We start from the raw sequence: 24,256 nt of genomic DNA, 5'->3' as shown, positions 1-24,256 counted from the left end.
GGGCTTAAGGCCCAATTAGGCCGAAAGACGTGCGCGACCGCGTGTGCGGCGAGCGGCAAGAACCTTGCGACCGCCGGCAGTTGCCATGCGGGAACGGAAACCATGACGACGCTTGCGAACAAGCTTGGATGGCTGGAAAGTACGCTTAGACATTTATTTAATACCGCGGGGTGCGGCCCTTCTTGACTTTGCCCCTTGTGGGACAAGAGCGTTTCGATTGACGTTCAGACCATCGGCGCAAGCGCAAAATGCCGGAACGTGCGGGCTTATAAGGGCTTACGGCCTGGAAAGTCAATCGCTGCCGGCCAAACCCGCACCGTACGTTTGGCCACGTCAATGCGAGTTTAAGCCACCACGTCATGTAACTCCGGCGGTAAGGTCTTCATTTCAAGAGTAAAGCAGGTACCGATCAAATTCGAAATTAATTTTTAAGAGTAGATCGATAAATGTTGTCATGGCGAACTATCGGTTCGTCTGCGTTCTCACATCCGTGTGAGGGGGGGCGCTTTGTAAGGGGGGTACGCAGTGAGAATTCGGGGAAAAATTAATCTTCTGGTGGGGCTTTTAAGTCTCGTGGCATGCACGATCGGCGGCCTGTCGATCTATGCGGTCAAGGAATACCAGTCACAGACTGTCGCTCTGGATGCGATTGCTGACAGAGCGCGCCGTGGAGAGACATTGAACCGTCTTGTTACTGCTGTCGTCATGGAGGCGCGTGGTGTTTATGCGGCCAAGGACAAGGAAGCGGCCGCAAAATTCGGCGATGGCATCCTCAAAAACCTCAACGACATGGATGCGTTGCTGAAGGATTGGAAACCACGGGTTCCCGCCAGTCAGGTCGCGGCATTTGCCAATATCGAAAAGCGTTTCGCGGATTTCCGCACATTCCGCACGGAAACGGCGCGTCTGGGACGCGAGGTCAGCCCTCAGGATGCCAACACGCAGGGCAACAACGAAGCCAACCGTGAAAACCGTAAGGCCTACCAGGCCGATATCGATGCCGTCGTGAAATCCGACATTCAAGAGCTTTCCGCAGTCAAGAAAAGCACCGAAAACTTTGGCGAGATGATTTTTCTCGTTGTCGTCTTCGTGACAGCCGGTGGTGTCATCGCCGCGTCCGTCCTTGGTCTTTACATCGGCTCGAAGGAACTCAGCGCGCCGATCCTCAACGTGTCGAACGCAATGAGGTCTGTTGCCGAGGGCAAGCTCGACACAGACGTTCCCTATCTTGGCCGCAAGGACGAAATCGGTGAGATGGCGGATGCCGTCGAAGTTTTCAAACGCAACGGCCTGGAGGTGCGCCGCATGAACGCGCAGGAAGCGGCAATGCGCGCCAAGAGCGATGATTTGCAGGCGGGTATGGCCGAGGTCGTGAGTGCGGCTGCTGCCGGTGATTTCACCAGACGCATCACCAAGGACTACGGTGACGACAACCTCAACCGCTTCGCCACCAACATCAACGCGTTGCTGTTGAGCGTCGAGACCGGCGTGACCGAGACCGGGCGCGTCATCGAAAGCCTGGCTCAGGGCGACCTGACGCAGACGATGAACGGCAGTTTTCAGGGCGTGTTTGCCGAGCTTCAATCCAATGTGAACGAGACATTCTCCAAGCTGAAGGGCACCCTCTCCGAAGTTCGTGGCAGCACCGAAAGCATCAATGGCAATGCCAACGAGCTGCGCTCCGCCGCAGACGACCTGTCCAAGCGGACCGAACAGCAGGCGGCGGCTCTGGAAGAAACCTCCGCTGCTCTCGACGAAATTACGGCAGTCGTTCGCAGCTCCACCGCGCGCGCCGAGGAAGCCAGTGCGATGGTTTCCGAAACCAAGGAAAAGACGACCGAATCCGCCAAGGTCGTGCGCGATGCGGTCACGGCCATGGGACGGATCGAGCAGGCGTCGCGTGAAATCAGCCAGATTATCAGCGTTATCGACGAGATCGCCTTCCAGACCAACCTTCTGGCGTTGAATGCTGGCGTGGAAGCAGCGCGCGCCGGTGAGGCCGGCAAGGGCTTTGCAGTCGTGGCCCAGGAAGTCCGCGAGCTTGCACAACGCTCCGCAAACGCGGCCAAGGACATCAAGACACTCATTACCAAGTCGGGTGACGAGGTTGGTCGTGGCGTGACGCTGGTCAAGCGCACGGGCGAAGCTTTGGACGAGATGGAAAACCGCGTGCTCGGTATCAACGACCATATCCATTCGATCGCGACCGCCGCCAAGGAACAGTCGACCGGCCTTCAGGAAATCAACACGGCCATCAATCAGATGGATCAGGTCACGCAACGCAATGCCGCCATGGTGGAAGAGACCTCGGCTGCGACCCACAAGCTCAGCGGCGAAGCCGAAAACCTCGTCTCGCTGGTTGGACGCTTCCGCCTGGGCAATGAAACCGCGCCGGCATCCTCTTACCGGCCTGTGGCTGCGTCTCATCGCTCTGCTCCGGTCGCGTCTCCTGCACGCAAAATGATGGGAAATGTTTCGCGTGCCTTCAATGGCAATGCCGCACGTGCTCAATCCAGGGACGAGTGGCAGGAGTTTTAAGCCTCACGGAAGACAAGATCATCACGACGCCGCCAGAGATGGCGGCGTTTTTGTTTGACCTTGATATCGCGACAGCTTGGAAAACGGTGCGGGCGCCTTAATATCTCTTGGAATTACGAGCCCGCGCCGATATGAAACCAGAGGCCACACATCAACAGGAACAGGCCTGGTGTTTTCGACCGTCATGAACAGGACCGACCGTCAGACTGCGGACCCGCAGACCGAGGTACCCGCCTTGACGAAGGGCTTGTCCGGTCGTCTGCTGCTGTTGACGGTCATCTTCGTCATGATTGCCGAAGTGCTGATCTTCGTCCCCTCTGTTGCCAATATGCGCCTCTCATGGCTGCGCGATCGCTTGAACACCGCTGCGGCGGCTGGCATCGTTATTGATGGCTTGCAGACGGAACTGCCCAGAAGCGTCCAGGACGACACCCTGCTGGCCACCGGCGCCAAGCTGATTGCGCTGAAGAAGGACGGGACCTCGACGCTTCTGGCCGCCACCGAAGTGCCGCCGAGCGTCGACGATCAGTATGATCTGTCGGGCGTTTCGCAACTGGAAGCCGTGCGCGATGCCTTCTCCGTGCTTCTCTTTGGCGGTGACCGTGTCATTCGCGTGTTCGACGTCATCGGCGATAGCAACATGATCATCGAAATCGTTATCGGTGAGCATAAACTGCGTGCCGCCATGATCGCCTATGCGGGCAACGTGCTGATGATCTCGGTAGCACTCTCACTCATCACCGCCAGCCTGATTTTCGTCTCGATCAACCGCATTCTCATTCGCCCGATCCGTCGACTGACCGCAGGTATGCAGGTGTTTTCCGAGCAGCCGGATGATCCCGCCAACGTCTTCAAGCCTGAGGAAGGCAGCGACGAGCTGGCCGTGGCCGGGCGACATCTGGCGGATATGCAGACCCAGCTCCAGAAGACCCTGAAACAGCAGAAAAACCTCGCCGATCTCGGGCTGGCCGTCTCCAAGATCAACCACGACATGCGCAACATCCTGTCGTCGGCGCAACTGATGTCCGACCGTCTGGTGGATGTCGAGGACCCGATGGTGCGAAGCTTTGCCCCGAAGCTTCTGCGTACGATTGATCGCGCCGTGGGCTATACCAGCGCGGTTCTCGTGTATGGGCAGGCGACAGAAGGTACGCCGAAAAGGCGGCTGACAGACCTGAGTGAACTGGTGCAGGACGTTAAGGACATCATTGCCATCGATCCCGCAGCTGAGATCGATCTGGTGGACAATGTTGCCCCGGGCACGCTCATCGATGCCGATGGCGAGCAACTGTTCCGCGTCCTCTACAATCTCTGTCGCAATGCCGTGCAGGCGCTGCAACAGGCCAGTGGCGAGGTTTACCCCGATAAACGGCTGACGATTGCGGCGCAGCGCAATGGAGACGTGGTCAGTATCGTCATTGATGACAACGGCCCGGGCATGCCGCAAAAGGCAAGAGAGAACCTGTTCTCTGCCTTCCGTGGTTCAGCTCGCTCCGGTGGCACCGGTCTTGGTCTGGTCATCGCTCGGGAGCTGGTGCTCGCCCACAAGGGAACGATCGCGCTCGTGGAAAAATCCGGCAACGGCACCCAGTTTCGCATCGAAATCCCCGACAGCCCGAAGACCGACCAGCATTCGAGCCTGTCCGAGTGAATGGACGCGCCTGTTTTCGGCGCGGCGGGCGGACGGCCACAGCCGACGGCCAGTTTCGGACCTCTGCTGCAGTCCTATCAAATCATGATCGATTTCAATGGCTTGCAAATTTCATTGCAGGAAAATGACAATTTTCCAGTGAAATGACTTGCATTCATTCCCCGGACGTTTTAGAGGATCGCCACGCCAACGGAACACGTTTCCACGGCAAGCACCCGTAGCTCAGCTGGATAGAGCATCAGACTACGAATCTGAGGGTCGGACGTTCGAATCGTTCCGGGTGCGCCACTTTCTGCTTAAAAATCTCAGTATTGATTGTCGCAATACAAGTCCCGGATGTGACAGTTTCTGGTGTGGCATTGAGCGATAAAGACCGAGCCTTTGCTCGATTATTTCCCGTCCGAAGTAATGCTTGTTTTGTCACGGCTAGACTTGGCTGTTTTGGTTAGGCTGAGGCAAGCTTAAAACCCTAATGTTGTTCTATATTCCACAGGCGGAACAACAGATGATCGATATGTCGGAGCCGAAAGGTTCCATGTCCGTTACCGCAGACCAGCTTCTTTCAAGAACATTTACGTTCCGGGTCGCAAAGAACGATACGGTGATCAGTGAAGACTTCGTGTTCCACAAGAACGGTTTCCTGATTGGCTACAGTCACCCGAATGAAATGTTCTGGGAGATGGATGGACAGTGTGTCAACATCCTTGACAAGGATGGCGGGATAACATGCCGGTTGTCCTTGCAGCCCGCCAAGGATGGCGTGATCAGGCTCGGCGGTTATTTTCGCGATCCTGCATCAGGATACGAGCAAACCAGCAATTTCCACATTCTCGAAGAGAATTCATCCGACAGCCATACCAAAATCCAGAGCTTCGATCTTTTCGATACGCTGGTTGCCCGCCGCTGCCATGATCCCCTGGAAATTTTCCATATCGTTGAGCGCAAGGCCGGTGTCGCGGGCTTTGCGGACAAACGCCACAGAGTGGAAATGAGCGTGTTCGGGCACCACCCATACGGGCTCGATGATATCTACACGATGATGGTCGCCGACGGTTTTCTCACGGAAAAGCAGGCGAATGTGCTCAAGTGGATGGAGCTTGAGGAGGAGTGGGATCACCTTTTCCCGATTGGTGATGTGGTGGCACGGGTCAATGCCGACGATATCGTCATTTCCGACATGTATCTGCCCTTTGCCTTTATCGAGCGCGTCCTCAAGGAAAAATGTGGCCTTGATAACAAGCTTTATCTCAGCAATTACGGCAAGCACCACAAGCTGATCTGGCCCGAAATTCTCGAGACTTATGATCTGCGCAGCCATTTCGGTGACAACATACAGGCCGATATCATCAGCCCCTCGAGCTTTGGTATCGGCGTGAATTTCGTGACCATCTCCAAATGGGACCGGACCGAGGAAATTCTCCATGCTATCGGTCTGGGGCCATATGCGCATGCCGTGCGTGAAACGCGCCTGCATGCGTTTCACCCCAACATCCATATTCGCCATGCGTTGAATGCTCAGGCCTCGGTCAATATCCCGCTGATGATCCTCGGCACGTTCTGGATCAGGCTGCTGGTCGAGCAGCAGGGAGCCGACAAGATCTTGATGGCCGCCCGCGACTGTAACCTCTGGCACGAGATGGTGTCTTCACGCCATTTTGCCAAAGCCGGAATCCCACACTCGGAATACGTCCGCATTTCCAGATCGGTCTGCTACATCGAATCCGCTGAATACGAGGCCTATTTTCAGGGCAAGCTGGGACGTCAAAATCTGCTCGTCGATTTCGTTGGGACTGGCAGGTCTTTGGGAACAATCGTCCAGCGGATGGGGCGCGGGAACGCCATCACGCCTTGCGTTCTGATGGGCGAACCCAAACTTGCCAACGCCAGTGAATACCGTCCTGAGACGCTTGTCCTCAAGGACTTCCACGAATACCGGATTTTCTTCGAAGCCCTGAACGCGTCTCTCGATGGATCGGCCGTCCTGACCGTTCTCGATAATCATCGCCTCAAGGTTTTGCAGCAGGACAACGAATTCAGTGACCTTGCACGGATGATCATCTCTGCCATGCGCGAGACGTTCGGTCACGTCATGGCGGGGCTCGATCGGTTCGATCCGCCCACGACCATGCCGACGCTGGACAACCTGAAAATTGCGGCAGATGCAATCGCAGAGCTTATTCCTGCCTGGGGTCCAAAGCTCGCCGCCTTGCAGCGAGAACAAAAAAACAACCTGTCGCTCGGCAATCCGTTACATGCCGTGAAAATCGCTTAACCCTTTGATCGCCGGATTACAACCGAGAACGTAGGAAAATCATGCCATCCAGAACCATTCATAACCTGCTGACCGAAGACATGCGCAAGAGAGTTGCGTGGGAAGGCACCAAAGTTCCGCCATTCCCGAGCGTCGATAATACCGTCTCCGGCCAGGTGTGGGCGACGATTCCAGGGGGGCACAAATGGCTTGGCTATTTTCAGACCTATGACCGCGAGTTTGGACGATATCACGGCAAGCAACCCCGTGTTCTTGAAATTGGCGTTTACAAAGGCGCGTCTTTGCAGTTGTGGAGACGTTTCTTCGGAGACGGAGCGGTCATTGTCGGAATCGACATTGACGAAGGCTGCGCACGCTTCAACGCGCCTGAACACGACATCCATGTCGAAATCGGCGATCAGAGCGATCCAAGCTTCTTGCAATCGGTTGTCGACAAATATGGTCCGTTCGACATCATCATCGATGACGGTAGCCATATTGCCTCGCATCAGATCGCGTCCTTCAACGGGCTTTTCACCAATGGGCTCAAGGACACCGGTATTTACTTCGTTGAAGATCTGGAGTGCATGTATTGGGGGCATACCGATGCTTTCCGCGACGCGCCGGTGACGACTGTCGAATTCTTCAAGATGCTGATCGACATTCAAAACAGCATTTTCGAAGATTATAATTACAACGACTTTGCCGTTCACTTGCCAGGGTCGAGACATCAGTACGAAGTGATCGCGCTGGCAAAATCCATCGCGAGCATCAAGTTCGCGCGTGGATTGGTCCTTGTCGAGAAGGCTCCCCAAATTCCACCGCTGACACTTCATTTATAATCTGACCGTTATTGCGATATCTGGCAATGGCGCTCCTGCGCCAACGGTCCTCTGCGGCGCTTGCGACACACCACGGCGAAAAGCGTCACCGATGGTGCCGTGGCCGCTGGCCTATGGTCGGCAGTTCTGTAATAAGGGAGACAGTTGGTAACGAAGGCGATCGATCGTCACTTGTGACGAGAGAGCCTTCGCCTTGTCCCTGGAGTATCTGAATGGCCGCAAGGCTCGTAGCGCTTGTCACCTTGCTTGCTTTTCTTGTCAGTTGCGGCGGGCGCCCCATTGGGGTGATGAACCCGACAGGGCAAAGGGTGCAGGGTACCTCTGCGGTCAATCTTCTGGTTGCCACCACGCGCGCGCCATCCGATGACAAGGCCATTCTGTTCGGGGGAGAGCGCGGGACCGGGCTGAAGGTCGATGCGATCTCCGTTTCCATTCCGCCGGAGGCCAACCGCAAGGTCGGTCAGGTGCAATGGCCGAAGAAGCTGCCCGCAGACCCGCTGAAGAGCTTCACCACCGTTTCCGTCGATCCGCTGAGGACCGACCAGGACGCTCAACACTGGATCAAGCGCAACAGCCTGAAAAACAAGCGCGTTCTCGTCTTCGTACACGGCTTCAACAACCGCTATGAGGAATCGGTCTACCGCTTCGCGCAGATCGTTCATGACTCGAAATCCGATGTGCTGCCGGTCGTTTTCACATGGCCATCGCGCGCCAGCGTGTTCGATTATAATTACGACAAGGAAAGCACCAACTATTCCCGCGATGCGCTGGAAGAAATGCTGACGCGCCTCGCCAAGGATGGTTCGGTCAGTGACGTCACCATCATGGCGCATTCCATGGGCACCTGGCTTGCGGTGGAAGCGCTGCGGCAAATGGCGATCCGCAATGGTCGCGTCTATCCCAAGATCAACAACGTCATTCTGGCGGCACCCGATCTCGATGTGGATGTCTTTGCCCGCCAATATGAGAGCCTCGGCAAGGAAAAGCCGAAATTCACGCTGTTCGTGTCGCAGGATGACAGGGCGCTCAGCCTTTCCCGGCGCATTTCCGGCAATGTTGATCGCCTCGGCCAGATCGATCCCGCCGCAGAACCCTATCGGAGTCAATTGGAGAGTGCTGGCATTACCGTGCTCGATCTCACCAAGCTGAAATCCGGTGATAGCCTGAACCACGGAAAGTTTGCTGAAAGCCCCGAGGTCGTGCGTCTCATCGGCGGGCGGCTGATCGACGGGCAGACGGTGACGGATTCCGATGTCGGTCTCGGCGAGGCCATCGGTGCCGTGGGCATCGGTGCCGCACAAACGGTTGGAACGGCGGCCAGTGTCGTTGTCAGCGCGCCGATTGCGGTGTTTGATCCCCGCACGCGCGAAAATTACGGCCGTCAGGTCGAGCGCCTCGGTCGCTCGGTTGGTAACACCGTCGGTTCGGTGGGGGATACCGCGACGAGCGTGGTCGATCCGCAAGATCTGAGTTCCGGATCACGCGGCGATCTGGACTGCGCCGCCTCTCAAAATCGCGGCAAGTCCGAATGCCGTGATCGCTAGCGCATAATATACAAACAGTATTTTATGCGCTAAGACCTGTCGACGATAATCCATTTTCGGAGTGGTTCCCATGCGCTTCAAACGCACCCTTCAACTCCTCGATGTCCATTGCGAGGGTGAAATCGGGCGTGTCGCCACCGGTGGCGTTCCGAAAATTCCGGGCAACACGGTGGCCGAACAGCTGCATTGGCTGAACACCGACCCGAAAGGGGAGGAGCTTCGGCGCTTTCTGACGCTGGAGCCACGCGGCGCGCCCATCGGTTCCGTCAACCTGCTGCTGCCGCCCAAGCACCCGGATGCAGATGCTGCCTTCGTCATTCTCCAGCCGGATCAGGCACATGCAAGCTCCGGCTCCAACTCCATCTGTGCCACGACAGCGCTGCTGGAAAGCGGCATGGTGGAGATGCAGGAGCCGGAAACGATCGTTACGCTGGAAACGGCCGCCGGTCTGGTCAAGGCCACCGCCACCTGCCGCGACGGTCGTTGCGAGACGGTGAAACTGACCATGGTGCCGTCCTTCGTGCACCAGCTGGATGTCGAGATCGATACGCCGGACTGGGGCCGCATCCGCATGGATATCGCCTATGGCGGTATTTTTTACGCGCTGGTGGATGTGCAGCAGATCGGCCTCACCATAGACAAGGCCAATGCCGCGAAACTGGTGGCTGCGGGCATGGTGCTGAAGGATATCGTCAACCGTGAAATCCCGGTTGCGCACCCTGAAATCCCGGCCATCTCTGGCGTGGCCTATGTGATGTTCCGCGATACCGAGGCCGATGGCACCATCCGCACCTGCACCACCATGTGGCCGGGCCGGGCGGATCGCTCTCCCTGCGGCACGGGAAATTCCGCCAATCTCGCCACGCTACATGCTCGCGGTAGGGTGAAGGTCGGCGATACCTATACGTCGCGCTCCATCATCGGCACGCAGTTTGAGGTCGGGCTTTCCGCCACAACCGAAGTTGCCGGCAGGTCAGCGGTTATTCCCACCATTACCGGGCGCGGCTTCACCTTCGGCATGCACCAGGTCTGGCTCGATCCGAATGATCCGCTGGCGCAGGGATTTGCCATGACGGACGTGTGGGGGCCGCAGGCGGGCGCGATCTAAGCCATGTTTGCTTTGAAAAAGTCTGCTCTGGACGTTGTTTTCTTCCATGGAATGGTGCTAAACGGGCGCAATTCCAGCATGATCCAGAGGTCTTACGATGAAGTCGATCACCCTTCGCCGCCCTGATGACTGGCACCTGCATTTGCGCGATGGTGCGATGCTGGAAGGGGTAATTGGCGACACCAGCCGCCATTTCGGGCGCGCCATCATCATGCCGAACCTCGTGCCACCGGTGGTGACCACGGCAGACGCCATCGCCTACAGGGAGCGCATCGTCAAGGCCATTCCACCAGGTGATCGTTTCGAGCCGCTGATGACGCTGTACCTCACAGAACACACCAGCCCCGACGATGTCGAAGAGGGCAAGAACAGCGGCCTCATCCATGCTGTCAAGCTTTATCCCGCTGGTGCCACCACCAATTCCCACGGTGGCGTCAGGGATATGGACAAGGCCATGCCGGTTCTGGAGCGCATGGCCAAGATCGGCCTGCCGCTCTGCGTCCACGGTGAAGTGACGACCCCGGAGGTCGATATTTTCGACCGTGAAGCGGTCTTCATCGAGACGGTTCTGGAGCCGCTGCGAAAGCGCCTGCCCGAGTTGAAAATCACCATGGAGCATGTGACCACGCAAGACGGCGTGGATTACATCAAGGCATCCAAGGCCAATCTCGCCGGTTCCATCACCACCCATCACCTCATCATCAACCGCAACGCCATTCTGGTCGGCGGCATCAAGCCGCATTATTATTGCCTGCCGGTGGCCAAGCGCGAAGAACATCGCCTCGCCCTGCGGGCTGCCGCCACCTCCGGCGACAAGCGCTTCTTCCTCGGCACGGATTCCGCCCCGCATGTGGACCCGTTGAAGGAATGCGCCTGCGGTTGCGCCGGCGTTTACACCTCCGTCAACACCATGAGCTGCCTTGCCCACGTGTTTGAGCAGGACAACGCGCTCGACAGACTGGAAGCCTTCACCTCGCTCAACGGTCCGGCCTGGTATGGTCTGGCGCCCAACGAAGAGACCATCACGCTGGTGAAGCGCGATGAGCCCGTGAGTTTCCCGGCCAAGATCGAAACCGGTGACGGTACCGTGACGGTGTTTGACCCGATGTTCCCGCTCCACTGGGACGTCGCCTGATTTTTTCAATCGCTGCCGGTTTATCCGGCAGTTTTTCTATGTGCTCGATGACGATAAAGGAAACCGCCCGATGTCCCAGTTCACATTCACGGATCGCGCCCTTGTGGCACAGCTTGTTGCGAAAATGTTGTGGGAAATCAAGGCGGTCCATTTCAATTCGGAAAATCCCTACACCTTCGCTTCCGGTATGAAGAGCCCTGTCTACATCGACATGCGCAAGCTGATTTCGTACCCGCGCATCCGCTCCGCCGTCATGGACTTTGCAGCTGCCAAGATCGTCGCTGATGCGGGCTTTGAAACGTTCGATTGCGTGGCAGGTGGCGAGACGGCGGGCATTCCCTTCGCAGCCTTTCTGGCCGAACGATTGGGCCTGCCGATGATCTATTGCCGCAAGAAGCCCAAGGGCCACGGCCGCAATGCGCAGATCGAAGGCCATATGCCAGAAGGTGCCCGCGTGCTGGTCATCGAGGATCTGACCACCGCTGGCGGCTCCATGTTCACCTTCATCGACGCCATCCGCGCAGCCGGTGGCATCGTCGATCACGGCATTGCGCTGTTTTATTATGGCATCTTCCCCGAAGCCGAAGCACGCTTTGCCAACGGAAACGTAAAACTGCATTACCTCAGCACGTGGCGCAATGTTCTGGACGCAGCCCGCACCGAAAAGCTGTTCGATGACAAGACCCTGTCGGAAGTGGAAGCCTTCCTCGACAACCCGTTGCCATGGTCGGCCGCACGCGGTGGCGTCAGCGAATTGCCGCAATCGTAATCTTGGTTGGGGCCGAATTTCGATCGTGCAACGACTGGCCAATTCGGGTGAAGTTGTTTAAATCGATTTAGTTTTTGATACGGAGAAGAGCCGGATGATCCTGTGTTGTGGTGAAGCCCTGATCGACATGCTGCCGCGTGAGACCACGAAAGGCGAGCCGGGTTTCGCGCCCTATGCAGGCGGCGCGGTTTTCAACACAGCGATTGCGCTGGGTCGTCTCGGCGTTCCCTCCGCCTTCTTCTCCGGCATTGCCGATGACATGATGGGCGACATCCTCAAGGACACGCTGAAAGCCAGCAATGTCGATTACAGCCTCTGCGCGTTCTCGCATCGCCCCTCGACGATCGCCTTCGTGAAACTGGTGGATGGACACGCGACCTATGCCTTTTACGACGAAGGCACGGCGCTGCGCATGCTGTCGGAAAGCGATCTTCCCAATATCGGTGCCGATTGCGAGGCCATGCATTTCGGCGCGATCAGCCTTATCCCCGAACCCTGCGGCTCAACCTATGAAGCACTGTTGATGCGCGAACACGAAACGCGCGTCATCTCGCTGGATCCCAACATCCGCCCCGGCTTCATCAAGGACAAGCAGAAACACCTGGACCGCATCAACCGCATGGCCGCCAAGTCGGATATCGTCAAGTTCTCGGATGAAGATCTGGCCTGGTTCGGTCTGGAAGGCGATGAAGACACGCTGGCCCGCCACTGGCTACACCACGGCGCCAAGCTCGTGGTGGTCACCCGCGGCGCAGAAGGCGCGGTCGGCTACACCGCCAACCTGCGCGTGGAAGTACCGAGCGAACGGGTCGATGTTGTCGATACAGTCGGCGCCGGCGATACGTTCGACGCAGGAATTCTCGCCTCGTTGAAACTTCAGGGCCTGCTCACCAAGCCGCAGGTCGCGGCGTTAACCGAAGAGCAGATCGCCAAGGCGCTGGCGCTGGGTGCCAAAGCTGCGGCTGTGACGGTCTCACGCGCAGGGGCGAACCCGCCTTGGGCGAAGGAGATTGGGCTTTAGGCAGATGTTTCGCCGGTTCTGGCCCAGCGCTTCCCCGCTCTGCCTTTCTTCGGCCAAAACATTCCCTCTATAAGCGGCTATGGAATTTCTCGAGGCCTACATCCCTGAAGACGTCGGCTCCATGCTGGTTATGGCCGTTTTTGCGGTCATCGCCATATGGCTGGTGACGTTCGTTGTACGCAAACTGATCGGAGTTGCGCTACTCGCCGCCATCGTCATCGGCGGCCTGATGGTCTGGCAGAACCCCGCAGTGCTGGGAACCGCGCAAGACACCGCCATGCGCTATTATGACCAGTGGCATGATGGCGGAAAATCCGACGACGGTCAGCGGCGGTGGTAGCATCTGTGGGCCACAATCTAGAAACTGCCCTTGAACCGGGCCATGTCGCCACTCGTCAAAGCTTCAAGATTGGCTTCTATCTTGTCGAGAGGCCAGTCCCACCAGGCAAGGCGTAGGAGCTCTTCGATCACGTCTTGCGAATACCGCATGCGGATAATCCCTGCGGGGTTGCCCCCGACAACCGCATAGGGCGGTACGTCGCGGGTAACCACGGACGCGGCGGCAATGATGGCACCACTACCGATGTGAACTCCAGGCATTATGGCAGCGTTCTGGCCAATCCACACATCATGTCCCACGATTGTGTCTTTGAAGGGCAGGTCCTTGTAGCCGAACGTTTCTTGCTTGAATATCCGAAACGGGTATGTCGTAAACCCCGTCATAGGATGGTTGGCAGAACTTGTGATGAAGTAACAACCTCTCGCAATCTGGGCAAATTTGCCGATGACAAGCCGCTCGCCAGCTTGCGGACCGAGGAAAGTTGCGAGGATCGCGGCTGTGTCTTCAAGCTTGCCAGAATGCGTGTAGTAGCTGAAATCACCAATTTCCATGCGCGGATGATCGACGACGTTATTAAGATGGATTGTCTCTTTGAACACGGTTCCGTCTGGCAGCGTTATTGGATAGACGGCCTTTGCGTTGAGAAGAGCCATATGAACCTCCCTACGGAATACACGGCCCTCAGGCTATTGGGTCGGAGCCGCAGAATCCACCCACAGCTTAATATGTCTCTGATGAATTATATTGATGGGCCGAACATTCGGCCACAGGCATGGAAAACTAAGAATTCCGCCTCCCACGCAATCTCATTCGTTGATATCGCTTCAAATACGCTGAAAATGGGATCATCCCTCCTCTTTATGCGTTAAGCCGCTGCTGCGGTCGTCGCGCTATTATGGAATTTCAATATGTCTTCTTCTTCCCCAACGGCCAAAAGGCCGTTTTATACGTCTTTCGGCTTCCAAGTCTTCGCTGCCATGGTCGTTGGCCTCATACTGGGCTACATCGCCCGGCAGATGGGAGCGACCGAGGCCGGGCCGAACTGGCTGGTGCAAACGTTGGCCACCATCGGCACAATTTTCGTACAGTTGTTGCGGGCGCTGGTGCCGCTTTTGATCTTTACGGCTATCGTTGCCAGCATCGCCAATCTGCGCGAGTTGAACAATGCGGCGCGGTTGGTGTGGCAGACGCTCCTGTGGTTTGCCATCACGGCGCTGATTGCCGTTCTGATCGGCATTACGCTGGGTCTTCTCATCCAGCCGGGCATCAATTCAGGCGTTGCGGCGACGGCTGCTGCGGCGCCCTCCAGCACCGGCTCGTGGCTCGATTTTCTCAAAGGATTGATCCCCGCCAACCTGCTGGGTCTTCAGGCATCCACCAAGATCAGCGATACGAGTGCAACGACCTCGCTCAACTTCAATGTGTTGCAAATATTGGTGATTTCCATTGCCGTCGGCATTGCAGCCTTGCAGGTGGGTGAAAAGGCGGAGTCGTTTCTGGCGTTCAATCGCTCGCTTCTGGCCATTACCCGGAAAATTCTGTGGTGGGTCATCCGTCTCACACCGATCGGTACCATTGGTCTTCTGGGCAATGCCGTTGCCGTCTATGGCTGGGAGGCGCTGGCCTCGCTCGGCTGGTATTCGGCAGCGATTTATATCGGTCTCGCGCTGGTTCTATTTGTGGTCTACCCGATTATTCTGACCGCAAACGGGCTGAACCCTGTCCGCTTCTTTTCAGGCGCCTGGCCTGCGATACAGCTGGCTTTCGTGTCCCGTTCGTCCATCGGTACTTTGCCAGTTACGGAACAGGTAACAGAGCGCAATCTGGGCGTGCCGCGTGAATATGCAGCCTTTGCCGTGCCGCTGGGCGCGACGACCAAGATGGACGGGTGTGCGGCGATCTACCCTGCGATTTCGGCTATCTTCGTCGCGCAGTTCTACGGCGTGCCGCTCGGCATTCAGGAGTATGTGCTGATCGCCTTCGTCTCCGTGCTGGGTTCGGCGGCAACCGCTGGCCTGACCGGCGCAACGGTCATGCTGACGCTGACGCTCTCCACGCTCGGTCTTCCTCTTCAAGGTGTTGGCCTGTTGCTGGCGGTGGATCCGATTCTCGATATGGGCCGCACGGCGGTCAACGTGGCAGGACAAGCATTGATCCCGACCATCGTGGCGAAACGTCAGGGCATTCTGGATCAGGCCGCTTATGACCGTGAGGATGGAATTGACGCGCTCGACCCGACCATGGTGCCTGCGGAATAGAGTCTGGATCATCGCTGAAAACAACAAAACCCGCTGGGCGACCAGCGGGTTTTCGCTATGTGAGGCCGCTTGACGTGCTTACTTTGTCAGGCCGGACAGCGCTTTGACGAGGCCCTGTGTCGAGCTGTCGTGGCCATCGGTGCTTTCCTTGCCTTCCACCACTGGCAGCAGACCCGTCGCGAGTTCCTTGCCCAGTTCCACGCCCCACTGGTCGAAGGAATTGATGCGGAAGAGGACACCTTCCACAAAGACGCGGTGTTCGTAAAGCGCGATGAGGCGACCGAGCGCGAAGGGTGTCAGCTTGTCGTAGACGAAGGTGATCGACGGGCGGTTGCCGGTGAAGACGCGGTGCGGGGCGATGAAGTCGGCTTTCCTGTCGTCCATGCCCTTCGAGGTCAGTTGCTCCTTGGCCTCGGCAAGTGTGCGGCCCTTCATCAGCGCTTCCGATTGCGCAAGGCAATTGGCGATGAGCAACTGGTGCTGGTGGCGCAGGTTCGGCTCGAAGCCGTTGGCGGCAATCATGAACTCGGCAGGAATGACGCTCGTGCCCTGATGGATCAGCTGGTAAAAAGCATGCTGACCGTTGGTGCCGGGCTCGCCCCAGACCACCGGGCCGGACTGGCCTTCGACAGGGGTGCCGTCGATGGTAACGCCCTTGCCGTTGGATTCCATATCCAGTTGTTGCAGATAGGCCGGGAAGCGAGACAGGCGCTGGTCGTAGGGCAGGATGGCGCGTGTCGGGTAATCCAGCACATTGCGGTGATAAAAGCCGATAAGCCCGAGCAGCATCGGCAGGTTCTGGCGCACGGGCGCCTCGCGGAAATGCGTATCCATGGCATGGGCGCCATCGAGGAATTTTCCGAAATTCTCTGGACCAACAGCGATCATGAGCGGCAGACCAATGGCCGACCAGATGGAATAACGACCGCCAACCCAATCCCAGAAGCCGAAGACCCGGTCGCTGTCGATACCGAATTTGGCAACCTTGTCCAATGCGGTGGAGACGGCGCAGAAATGATGCTTCACAGCGTCTTCGCCCAACGCATCGGCAATGAACGCGCGGGCCGTCGCGGCATTGGTCATCGTCTCGATGGTCGTGAAGGTCTTGGATGCGATGATGAAGAGCGTGGTTTCCGGCTCGATCTGCTTCAGCGTATCGGCAATGTGCGCGCCATCGATGTTGGAGACGAAATGGGCGCGGGGGCCGTCATGGAACGGAGCCAGTGCCAGGGTGGCCATAACAGGACCAAGATCCGAGCCGCCAATGCCGATATTGACGACATCGGTGATTTTTTTGCCCGTTGCACCCTTGAGCGTGCCGGAGCGGATGGCATCGGCAAATTTGCCCATGGCAGCGAGAACGCCGTTCACATCCGGCATCACATCCTTGCCGTCGACCATGACAGGTGCGTTGGAGCGGTTGCGTAGTGCAGTGTGCAGCACGGCGCGTCCCTCGGTGAAGTTGATCTCTTTGCCGGAGAACATTTCATCGCGCTTCTTCTGGACGCCGCCCTCGACGGCAAGCTTTTCGAGAAGCGCGAGAACCTCGTCATTCACCGCGCATTTGGAAAAATCCATCAACAGGTCATCGAAGCGGACGCTGAACTGCTCGAAACGGTTGGCGTTGGCGGCAAATGCGGCGCGAAGATCGGTGGCCGCAGTTTTGGCGGCGGTGGATTTCAGGTTTTCGACGATGGCCTGCATGGAATGCTCCTCATGCTCCGGGAAAGGATGAGGAAGCTATTCTTTTTCATCGGGCTAAATCAAGGCGAGATCGGCTAAATCGATTGAAATATCGTGAAGTGCACCAATCAGTTAGCCAGCTTTCGAAGTTCACGCCGCAGGATCTTGCCGACATTGGTCTTTGGCAGTTCCGTCAGGAACTCGATATGCTTGGGCCGCTTGTAGTTGGTCAGGCTTTTTGCGCAGAATGCCTTCAGATCGTCAGCGGTGAGGCTGGCATCCTTTTTAACAACGTAAAGCTTTACCGCTTCGCCGGAATGTTCGTCGTTAATCCCCACGGCGGCACATTCCTGTACACCGGGATGGGCCGCGGCCACCTCTTCGATCTCGTTCGGATAGACATTGAACCCGGACACGAGGATCATATCCTTCTTGCGATCGACGATCTTCGTATAGCCACGGTTGTCCAGAAACCCAATGTCGCCGGATCGGAAGAAGCCGTCCGGTGTCATGACCTTTGCGGTTTCATCGTCGCGCTGCCAGTAACCAGCCATGACCTGAGGGCCGCGGATGCAAATCTCGCCCACCTCACCAAGCGGCAGACTGTTGCCGTCATCGTCGCGAATGTCGATATCGGTCGAAGGCATGGGAAGCCCGATCGTGCCGCTGAAATCCGGCACCCCGAGCGGGTTGACCGTGGCAACTGGCGACGTTTCGGACAGACCGTAACCTTCGCAGATATGGGTGCCTGTCACAGAGGCCCAACGTTCCGCAATCGGTCGCTGTACTGCCATTCCGCCGCCCATGACAAGAACCAGCGACGAGAGATCGAGCTTGCGAAATTCCTCATTGTTCAGGAGCGCATTGAACAGCGTGTTGATACCGGGGAAGATGTGAGGCTTGTAACCTGCCAGCTCCTTGACGAAGCCGGGAATGTCGCGTGGATTGGCGATCAGCAGATTGTGACCACCCAGCGCAATGCCCATCAGCGAATTCACCGTCAAAGCAAAAATGTGGTAAAGGGGCAGGGCACACACGAAGTTCAAGACCTCTGGTCGGGTCCTGTTGACGAAGCCGGGTTCCATCCACAGCGCGATCTGGCTTTTGTTGGCCAGAAGATTGGCGTTGGTGAGCACAGCACCCTTGGAAACACCCGTCGTACCACCGGTATATTGCAGGAAGGCCACGTCGTTGAGGCCGATATCGGTCGGTTTCAATTCCATCTGGCGCGATTGCGCGAGCATAGCCTTGTAGGTGACGGCCTGCGGCAGCGCATAGGCCGGAACCATCTTCTTGACCTTGCGCACGACGAGATTGACGATGTGGCCCTTGAGGCCCAGCAGATCGCCCATGGACGCCACGACGACATGCTTCACATCCGTCTTCGGCAACGCCTGTTGGGCGACATGGGCGAAGTTTTCGAGCACGAACAGCGCTTTGGCGCCGGAATCTTTCAGCTGGTGTTCCAACTCGCGGGGCGTATAGAGAGGGTTGACGTTCACCACGACCAATCCTGCGCGCAGAATAGCGTAGGTCGCAACCGGGTTCTGGAGAATGTTGGGCATCATGACCGCAACGCGGTCACCCTTTTGCAAGCCCAACTGTTGCAACCAAGCACCGACGCGGCGGGTCTGTTCTTCCAGCTGGCGATAGGTCAGGGACTTGCCCATGGAGGAAAATGCCTTGCGATCGGCATAGCGTTCGCAGCTTTTTTCCAGCAGCTCTGCAAGGGAGGAATTACCAAGGTCGGGAATCTCCGCAGGCACGCCTTGCGGATAGGATGCAAGCCAGGGTCGCGGCAGACTATCCGTTTCCTGGCGGCTAAAACTCACGTCGCTCATATCCGTCCTCCCATGCTGGCATTTGCAATCACTGCAACGTGCGGTCATCCCTGCCAGCTCCTCGGCGTGATGATGCACCTATGATTGCAACTGTAGATGAAGCCTCCAAAACCATCCACTCACATCAGCGTATTTAACTCTAACGTAAACGTCAACTATCGCGCCGGCCAAATCCGGGATGCCTGCTGGGGACATCATGTTTGGTTTTTGACTTTAATCCTGATTTGAGCGATCAACAAAACCGCATCAGAAAAACACGGAACCCTGACATGCCAGAGACCGCCGCTCTCCACCTCAGCACCATCGGAAAGCGCTTTGGCGATGTGGATGTGCTCGAGGGTATCGACCTGACGGTCATGCGCGGCGAGATCATCTGCCTTGTTGGTCGTTCAGGCTGCGGAAAGTCCACCCTGTTGCGCATGATTGCAGGTGTCGAAACGCCCGATGCCGGTTGTATCATGATGAACGGGCGCGAAATTGCCGGGCCGACGACCTTCATGGAGCCTGAAAAGCGGCGTATCGGTTTTGTGTTTCAGGACTATGCGCTGTTTCCGCATTTGACGGTCGAGCAGAATGTTCTTTTCGGCCTGAAAGGGCAGCCCAAACATCAGGCGCGGGCGCGTGCTATCGAGATGATCGAGCATGTCCGACTGGCGGATCTGGCCAGGCGCTATCCGCATACGCTTTCCGGCGGTGAGCAGCAACGTGTGGCGCTGGCGCGTGCCTTGGCACCCAAGCCTGACATTCTGCTGATGGACGAGCCTTTCTCCAATTTGGATCGCGGGCTTCGTGACAGCGTGCGCGAAGAAACGCTGAGCCTCCTGCGAGACCTGAAAACGACCGCCATCATGGTCACGCACGACCCCGAAGAGGCTTTGTCTGCGGGCGATCGCGTGGTGCTGATGGAGGAAGGCCGTATCGTGCAGACGGGCACCGGCTACGAGTTGCACGACAATCCCGTCAGCCGTTATGCCGCAGATTTCTTCTGCTCCTTCAACAAGGTGGAAGGCACCGTCAGAAACGGACACCTGGAAACACCGATCGGACGCTTTGCCCATAAGGGCGATCTGCGTGAAGGGGAGAAGGCCCTCGCCTATATTCGTCCCGCCGCGATCACCATATCTCCGTTCAAGACCAGCGCGGCAATTTGCGGGCGCATCACCGACCGTGTGTTCATGGGCGAGATCGAACAGGTTTCGGTGAGCGTGGAAGGCCTCCTGAAGGACGTGCGGGTCCGCAGCATGCGCCGGATGCCTCTCGATGTCGAGGAGGTCAATCTTTTGGTAGAGCAGGAGGCCGTCCTGACCTTTACCTCAGATTGAACATCTGAATTCAGACCCGGAAAAAGCCCTTATATTCAACTCAAAGTGAGAGAAACGCGCTGAAATCCGGGTGCGCATAACTTGATTTATCCGATCAGGTATGGTGCATGCAGTTCCGACATCATTTTCACGTCACAGGGACATAGGCATGACATCACTGACCGTCACCAAAATTGCACTTCTGGCTAGCACCATGGCCTTTTCGGCCGGAGCGGTACATGCTGCGGAACTGAACATCTATACGACCCGCGAGCCGGCCCTGATGCAGCCGCTGCTGGATGCCTTCACCAAGGAGAGCGGCGTCAAAGTTAACTCCGTATTCCTCAAGGACGGTCTGGCAGAGCGCGTCTTGAGCGAAGGTGCGAGCTCGCCCGCTGACGTTTTGATGACGGTCGATGCTGGAAATCTGGTCGATCTGGTTGAAAAGGGTGTGACGCAGCCTGTCGAATCCGAGGTTCTCACCAAGGCCATTCCAGCCGAACTGCGCGATGCCAAGGGCAACTGGTTTGCACTGTCCATGCGTGCTCGTGTTCTTTACGCAGCCAAAGACGTCGATGTCGCGACGTTCAACTACGAAGACCTCGCTGACCCGAAATGGAAGGGCAAGGTGTGCATTCGCGCAGGCCAGCACCCTTACAACACCGCACTTTTTGCAGATTACATTGCTCACCACGGTGCTGAAGCCACCGAAAAGTGGCTGGCAGGCGTGAAAGACAATCTGGCCCGCAAGGCTGGCGGCGGTGACCGTGATGTCGCCAAGGATATTCTCGGCGGTATTTGCGAGATCGGCATTGCCAATTCCTATTATGTCGGCCTGATGCGCTCCGGCAAGGGTGGCGAAGAGCAGGTCAAGTGGGGCGAGGCCATCAAGGTCGTCCTGCCAACGTTCAAGGATGGCGGCACGCAGGTGAACGTATCAGGTGCAGCCGTCGCCAAAAACGCGCCGAACAAGGCCGAGGCCGTCAAGCTTCTGGAATATCTGGTTTCCGATGAAGCCCAGAAGATCTATGCGGAAGCCAATTACGAATACCCGGTTAAAAAGGGCGCGGCGCTCGACAAGATCGTTGCCTCTTTCGGTGACCTGAAAGTCGATACCAAGCCGCTGACGGAAATCGTATCTCATCGCAAGCAAGCCAGCCAACTGGTCGACAAGGTCGGTTTCGACAATTAAGGGCTAGGGGACATAGCGCCTTGAACGGGCGTTGATGTCCAGGCCACAGCAGCGACTTTGGTCTCTTTGATCTCAGGCGCCCGTGTCACGCGGGCGCCTTGCCTGTTTCAAGCAACCCGTGTTTTCGCACGGTCAATTCCCCAAGATCAGTATGCACGCCAGCACCACCAAAGCCATTTCGTCCAGACCCAGACTGCGGATAAACTCTGCATTCTGGTGGCTGTTGACGTCCTGCGTCATCGCCGCGCTGGCCATGCAGCCTTTGCTGGCGCTGCTATCGGAAGCGATCAAGGGATCGAACGGTCTTTGGGCGCATCTGCGCGATACAGTGCTGACCACGGCCCTTCCCGAAACGTTGATCCTTTTGCTCGGTGTCGGCGTTCTGGCAGGGGTTATCGGCACAACCAGTGCCTGGCTTGTCAGCGCCTATGATTTTCGCGGGCGAAAGCTCCTGGAGTGGGCGTTGTTGTTGCCGCTGGCCATGCCGACCTATATCGTCGCCTACGCCTATCTGGATATTTTGCATCCGCTGGGGCCGGTGCAGGGAGCGATGCGCTGGATCCTGGGATATTCCAGTCCGCGCGAATTTCGGTTGCCCGATATCCGCTCGATGACCGGTTGCATCATCCTGCTCGGCTTCGTGTTGTATCCCTATGTTTACATTCCGGTCAGGGCGATGTTTCTGACGCAGGCTGGAAACCTCCTCGATGCTGCGCGTATGCTCGGCACGTCGAGGCGGGCGCTGTTTCTCAAGGTCGCGGTGCCGCTTGCCCGCCCTGCCATCGCGGTCGGCGTCAGCCTCGCGCTGATGGAGGCGCTCAACGATATCGGCGCCTCGGAGTTTTTAGGCGTGCGAACGCTGACCGTGTCCATCTATACCACCTGGGTCACCAAATCCGATTTGCCGGGGGCAGCGCAGATTGCGCTGTGCATGTTGCTTCTGGTCGTCGCGCTGGTTGCCATGGAACGATGGGCGCGGCGCCGGCAGCGTTACTCCAGCTCGGCACAAAAAAGCACCGCCCTGACCCCCGCGCGTCTTCAAGGGGCGCGCGCTGCTGCTGCATTTTTGCTTGGTGGTCTGCCGATCCTGGTCGGCTTCATTGCCCCGGCGATCTATCTGGTCACGGAAGCATGGAAGCGATTTCAGTTCAGCGGGCTATCGCAGCGGTTTGCGGATGAGGCGATGAACACGGTGCTGTTTGCAGGTGTCGCGACCATGGCAACGATCGTGGCAGGGCTGGTGGTCGCCTACGCCATGCGGCTTGTCCCGGGTCAGGTCTCGCGCTGGTCTTTCAGCCTGGCAACCGTCGGCTATGCAGCACCGGGAACCGTGATCGCCATCGGCGTGCTGATCGCCCTTGGCGGGTTCGATCGATTTGTCGATGCGACGATGCGGCAATGGTTCGGAGTGTCCACCGGCCTTTTGCTGATCGGCAGCGGCTCTGCCCTGATCTTTGCCTATATGGCACGTTTCCTGACCATTGCAGGGGGCGGGATCGATGCGGGGTTGAGCCGCATCCCCCTATCTCTCGATCAGGCCTCCCGCACGCTAGGCCGCACCTCGACTGCAACCTTCCGCAGCATCCACCTGCCACTTTCCAAGGCAGCGATAGCCGCAGCCGCCCTTCTCGTTTTCGTGGATTGCGTGAAAGAATTGCCCGCGACGCTGCTGCTGCGCCCGCTCAACTTCGAGACATTCGCCACGCATCTGTATGGTGAGGCGGCACGCGGCACCTATGAGGAGGCGTCGATCGCCGCGTTGGCCATCGTCATCGTGGGTATTTTGCCGGTCATGCTGCTGGCGCGAGTCGGACGTATCAGGGCTTGACCGCGACGCCGTGAGGGACTTTCCATTTGTCAAAGCTCGCTTCCCGCAGTAATCATGATAAATCAAATCATGTTTATGCAAAGGAGCTAGCATGCTGGTAGCGCAATCTGAATTGGCAACGGAAAATGGCAGTCAATATCTCGTCCAGCTTTTCAAACACTTTGCCCACAAGATCGAGGTCAGCTACTCCGAAACCCACGGGGACTGCGAATTCGATTTCGGCAAGGCCAGCCTCGATGCGCATAGCGATCGTCTGACGATCGCCATCACGGCACCGGACGAAGAAAAGCTGGAGCGAGCAAAATCGGTGGTCGAAAGCCATCTGCTGCGCTTTGCATTTCGCGAGGAGGTGGACAAGCTCGATTGGCATTAAGGGGACAAAAGGCGGAACGATTTCGCGGCCTGAGGATTTACAAGTCATAACGAATATAACGCAAAGGAGGAAACGTTATGGTACATCACACCCCTCAGCCCGGTCAGGATCCTTACGTCAAGGATACCCCAAGTTTTATTGCCAGCGACAAGGTCGAAGGCACGAGCGTCTACGGTGCAGACAGCAAGAAAATCGGCTCGATTCAGCGCGTCATTCTGGAAAAGCGCGGGGGCCGTGTCGCCTACGCCGTTCTGAGCTTTGGCGGCTTTCTCGGCATCGGAGACGACTACTATCCACTGCCGTGGGAAAAGCTGCATTACGACGAAGAGCTTGATGGCTATCGCATCGATCTTACGAAAGAGCAGATCGAGAATGGTCCCAAATTCGCAAACCGCGATGATGACAGCCTTTTCGGCAACGACGATCGTAAGGTCTACGATTACTACGGCGTCCCGCCATACTGGATGTAGCATCAACGAAAAATGGCCCCGACTGGGGCCATTTCAGACTGCTGACAAACCCCTGGTCACATCGGGGGGGTTATGATTCATTGGGACATGTTGAAGAAACCTGCTCCCGAA

General features: G+C 57.4%; 20 protein-coding genes and 1 tRNA gene. 17 read left to right on the top strand and 4 right to left on the bottom strand.

Annotation, left to right across the window (positions count from 1 at the left end):
- Positions 1-15: 15 nt before the first annotated feature.
- Positions 16-153 (bottom strand): 50S ribosomal protein L34, encoded by a 138-nt coding sequence (gene rpmH / locus EKM04_RS18475; RefSeq protein WP_042616368.1) that lies wholly within the window; start codon positions 151-153, stop codon positions 16-18.
- Positions 154-525: 372 nt separating this feature from the next.
- Here rpmH and EKM04_RS18470 point away from each other — a divergent pair, with 372 nt between their 5' ends.
- The 11 genes from EKM04_RS18470 to EKM04_RS18420 all read left to right on the top strand — a co-directional run bounded on the left by EKM04_RS18470 (position 526) and on the right by EKM04_RS18420 (position 13,199).
- Positions 526-2,538: a methyl-accepting chemotaxis protein gene (locus EKM04_RS18470; RefSeq protein WP_183896613.1), complete on the top strand. Its 2,013-nt coding sequence runs from the start codon at positions 526-528 to the stop codon at positions 2,536-2,538.
- A gap of 184 nt (positions 2,539-2,722) precedes the next feature.
- Entirely contained in the window at positions 2,723-4,189 is a 1,467-nt protein-coding gene (locus EKM04_RS18465; protein ID WP_183896800.1) for an ATP-binding protein, read from the top strand.
- Positions 4,190-4,400: 211 nt separating this feature from the next.
- A tRNA-Arg gene (locus EKM04_RS18460) sits at positions 4,401-4,477 on the top strand.
- Between the two features lie 217 nt (positions 4,478-4,694).
- On the top strand, positions 4,695-6,461 hold the full coding sequence (locus EKM04_RS18455) for a hypothetical protein (RefSeq protein ID WP_183896612.1): 1,767 nt from the start codon (positions 4,695-4,697) through the stop codon (positions 6,459-6,461).
- A 41-nt stretch (positions 6,462-6,502) separates the two neighbouring features.
- On the top strand, positions 6,503-7,282 hold the full coding sequence (locus tag EKM04_RS18450; protein ID WP_183896611.1) for a class I SAM-dependent methyltransferase: 780 nt from the start codon (positions 6,503-6,505) through the stop codon (positions 7,280-7,282).
- A gap of 212 nt (positions 7,283-7,494) precedes the next feature.
- Positions 7,495-8,826 (top strand): alpha/beta hydrolase, encoded by a 1,332-nt coding sequence (locus EKM04_RS18445; RefSeq protein ID WP_183896610.1) that lies wholly within the window; start codon positions 7,495-7,497, stop codon positions 8,824-8,826.
- A gap of 70 nt (positions 8,827-8,896) precedes the next feature.
- The gene (locus EKM04_RS18440; RefSeq protein WP_183896609.1) at positions 8,897-9,934 is read left to right on the top strand and encodes a 4-hydroxyproline epimerase; all 1,038 of its coding nucleotides are present in this window, start codon (positions 8,897-8,899) and stop codon (positions 9,932-9,934) included.
- Positions 9,935-10,031: 97 nt separating this feature from the next.
- Positions 10,032-11,069, top strand: a complete 1,038-nt coding sequence (gene pyrC / locus EKM04_RS18435; RefSeq protein WP_183896608.1) for a dihydroorotase — start codon at positions 10,032-10,034, stop codon at positions 11,067-11,069.
- 70 nt (positions 11,070-11,139) lie between these two features.
- Positions 11,140-11,838, top strand: a complete 699-nt coding sequence (locus tag EKM04_RS18430; protein ID WP_174151969.1) for an orotate phosphoribosyltransferase — start codon at positions 11,140-11,142, stop codon at positions 11,836-11,838.
- 94 nt (positions 11,839-11,932) lie between these two features.
- Positions 11,933-12,859 (top strand): carbohydrate kinase family protein, encoded by a 927-nt coding sequence (locus tag EKM04_RS18425; protein WP_183896607.1) that lies wholly within the window; start codon positions 11,933-11,935, stop codon positions 12,857-12,859.
- Between the two features lie 79 nt (positions 12,860-12,938).
- Entirely contained in the window at positions 12,939-13,199 is a 261-nt protein-coding gene (locus EKM04_RS18420; protein ID WP_183896606.1) for a hypothetical protein, read from the top strand.
- Between the two features lie 17 nt (positions 13,200-13,216).
- On the opposite strand, the gene EKM04_RS18415 is transcribed toward EKM04_RS18420, so the two are convergent.
- The gene (locus EKM04_RS18415) at positions 13,217-13,852 is read right to left on the bottom strand and encodes a CatB-related O-acetyltransferase (protein WP_183896605.1); all 636 of its coding nucleotides are present in this window, start codon (positions 13,850-13,852) and stop codon (positions 13,217-13,219) included.
- 255 nt (positions 13,853-14,107) lie between these two features.
- Between EKM04_RS18415 and EKM04_RS18410 the strand changes: the two genes are divergently transcribed.
- Positions 14,108-15,457, top strand: coding sequence for a dicarboxylate/amino acid:cation symporter (locus EKM04_RS18410; protein ID WP_183896604.1), 1,350 nt, complete (start codon positions 14,108-14,110; stop codon positions 15,455-15,457).
- Positions 15,458-15,535: 78 nt separating this feature from the next.
- Here the strand turns inward: EKM04_RS18410 and pgi are convergent, their stop codons facing one another.
- Positions 15,536-17,161, bottom strand: coding sequence for a glucose-6-phosphate isomerase (pgi, locus tag EKM04_RS18405; protein WP_183896602.1), 1,626 nt, complete (start codon positions 17,159-17,161; stop codon positions 15,536-15,538).
- Positions 17,162-17,268: 107 nt separating this feature from the next.
- Positions 17,269-18,981 (bottom strand): long-chain fatty acid--CoA ligase, encoded by a 1,713-nt coding sequence (locus EKM04_RS18400; RefSeq protein ID WP_183896600.1) that lies wholly within the window; start codon positions 18,979-18,981, stop codon positions 17,269-17,271.
- Between the two features lie 269 nt (positions 18,982-19,250).
- Here EKM04_RS18400 and EKM04_RS18395 point away from each other — a divergent pair, with 269 nt between their 5' ends.
- The 5 genes from EKM04_RS18395 (at position 19,251) to EKM04_RS18375 (ending at position 24,145) form a co-directional block, all read left to right on the top strand.
- Positions 19,251-20,303, top strand: a complete 1,053-nt coding sequence (locus EKM04_RS18395; protein ID WP_183896599.1) for an ABC transporter ATP-binding protein — start codon at positions 19,251-19,253, stop codon at positions 20,301-20,303.
- A gap of 148 nt (positions 20,304-20,451) precedes the next feature.
- Positions 20,452-21,474 carry a Fe(3+) ABC transporter substrate-binding protein gene (locus EKM04_RS18390; protein ID WP_183896597.1) on the top strand — a complete coding sequence of 341 codons (1,023 nt, stop codon included), beginning with the start codon at positions 20,452-20,454 and terminating at the stop codon, positions 21,472-21,474.
- Between the two features lie 151 nt (positions 21,475-21,625).
- Entirely contained in the window at positions 21,626-23,302 is a 1,677-nt protein-coding gene (locus tag EKM04_RS18385; RefSeq protein WP_183896595.1) for an ABC transporter permease, read from the top strand.
- A 91-nt stretch (positions 23,303-23,393) separates the two neighbouring features.
- On the top strand, positions 23,394-23,675 hold the full coding sequence (locus EKM04_RS18380; RefSeq protein ID WP_183896593.1) for a DUF2218 domain-containing protein: 282 nt from the start codon (positions 23,394-23,396) through the stop codon (positions 23,673-23,675).
- Between the two features lie 77 nt (positions 23,676-23,752).
- Positions 23,753-24,145, top strand: coding sequence for a PRC-barrel domain-containing protein (locus EKM04_RS18375; protein WP_183896591.1), 393 nt, complete (start codon positions 23,753-23,755; stop codon positions 24,143-24,145).
- Positions 24,146-24,256 lie beyond the last annotated feature (111 nt).

Source organism: Rhizobium skierniewicense Ch11 (assembly GCF_023757665.1).
GTDB classification, from domain to species: Bacteria; Pseudomonadota; Alphaproteobacteria; order Rhizobiales; family Rhizobiaceae; genus Agrobacterium; species Agrobacterium skierniewicense.
This window is presented reverse-complemented; position numbering and strand designations above follow the sequence as displayed.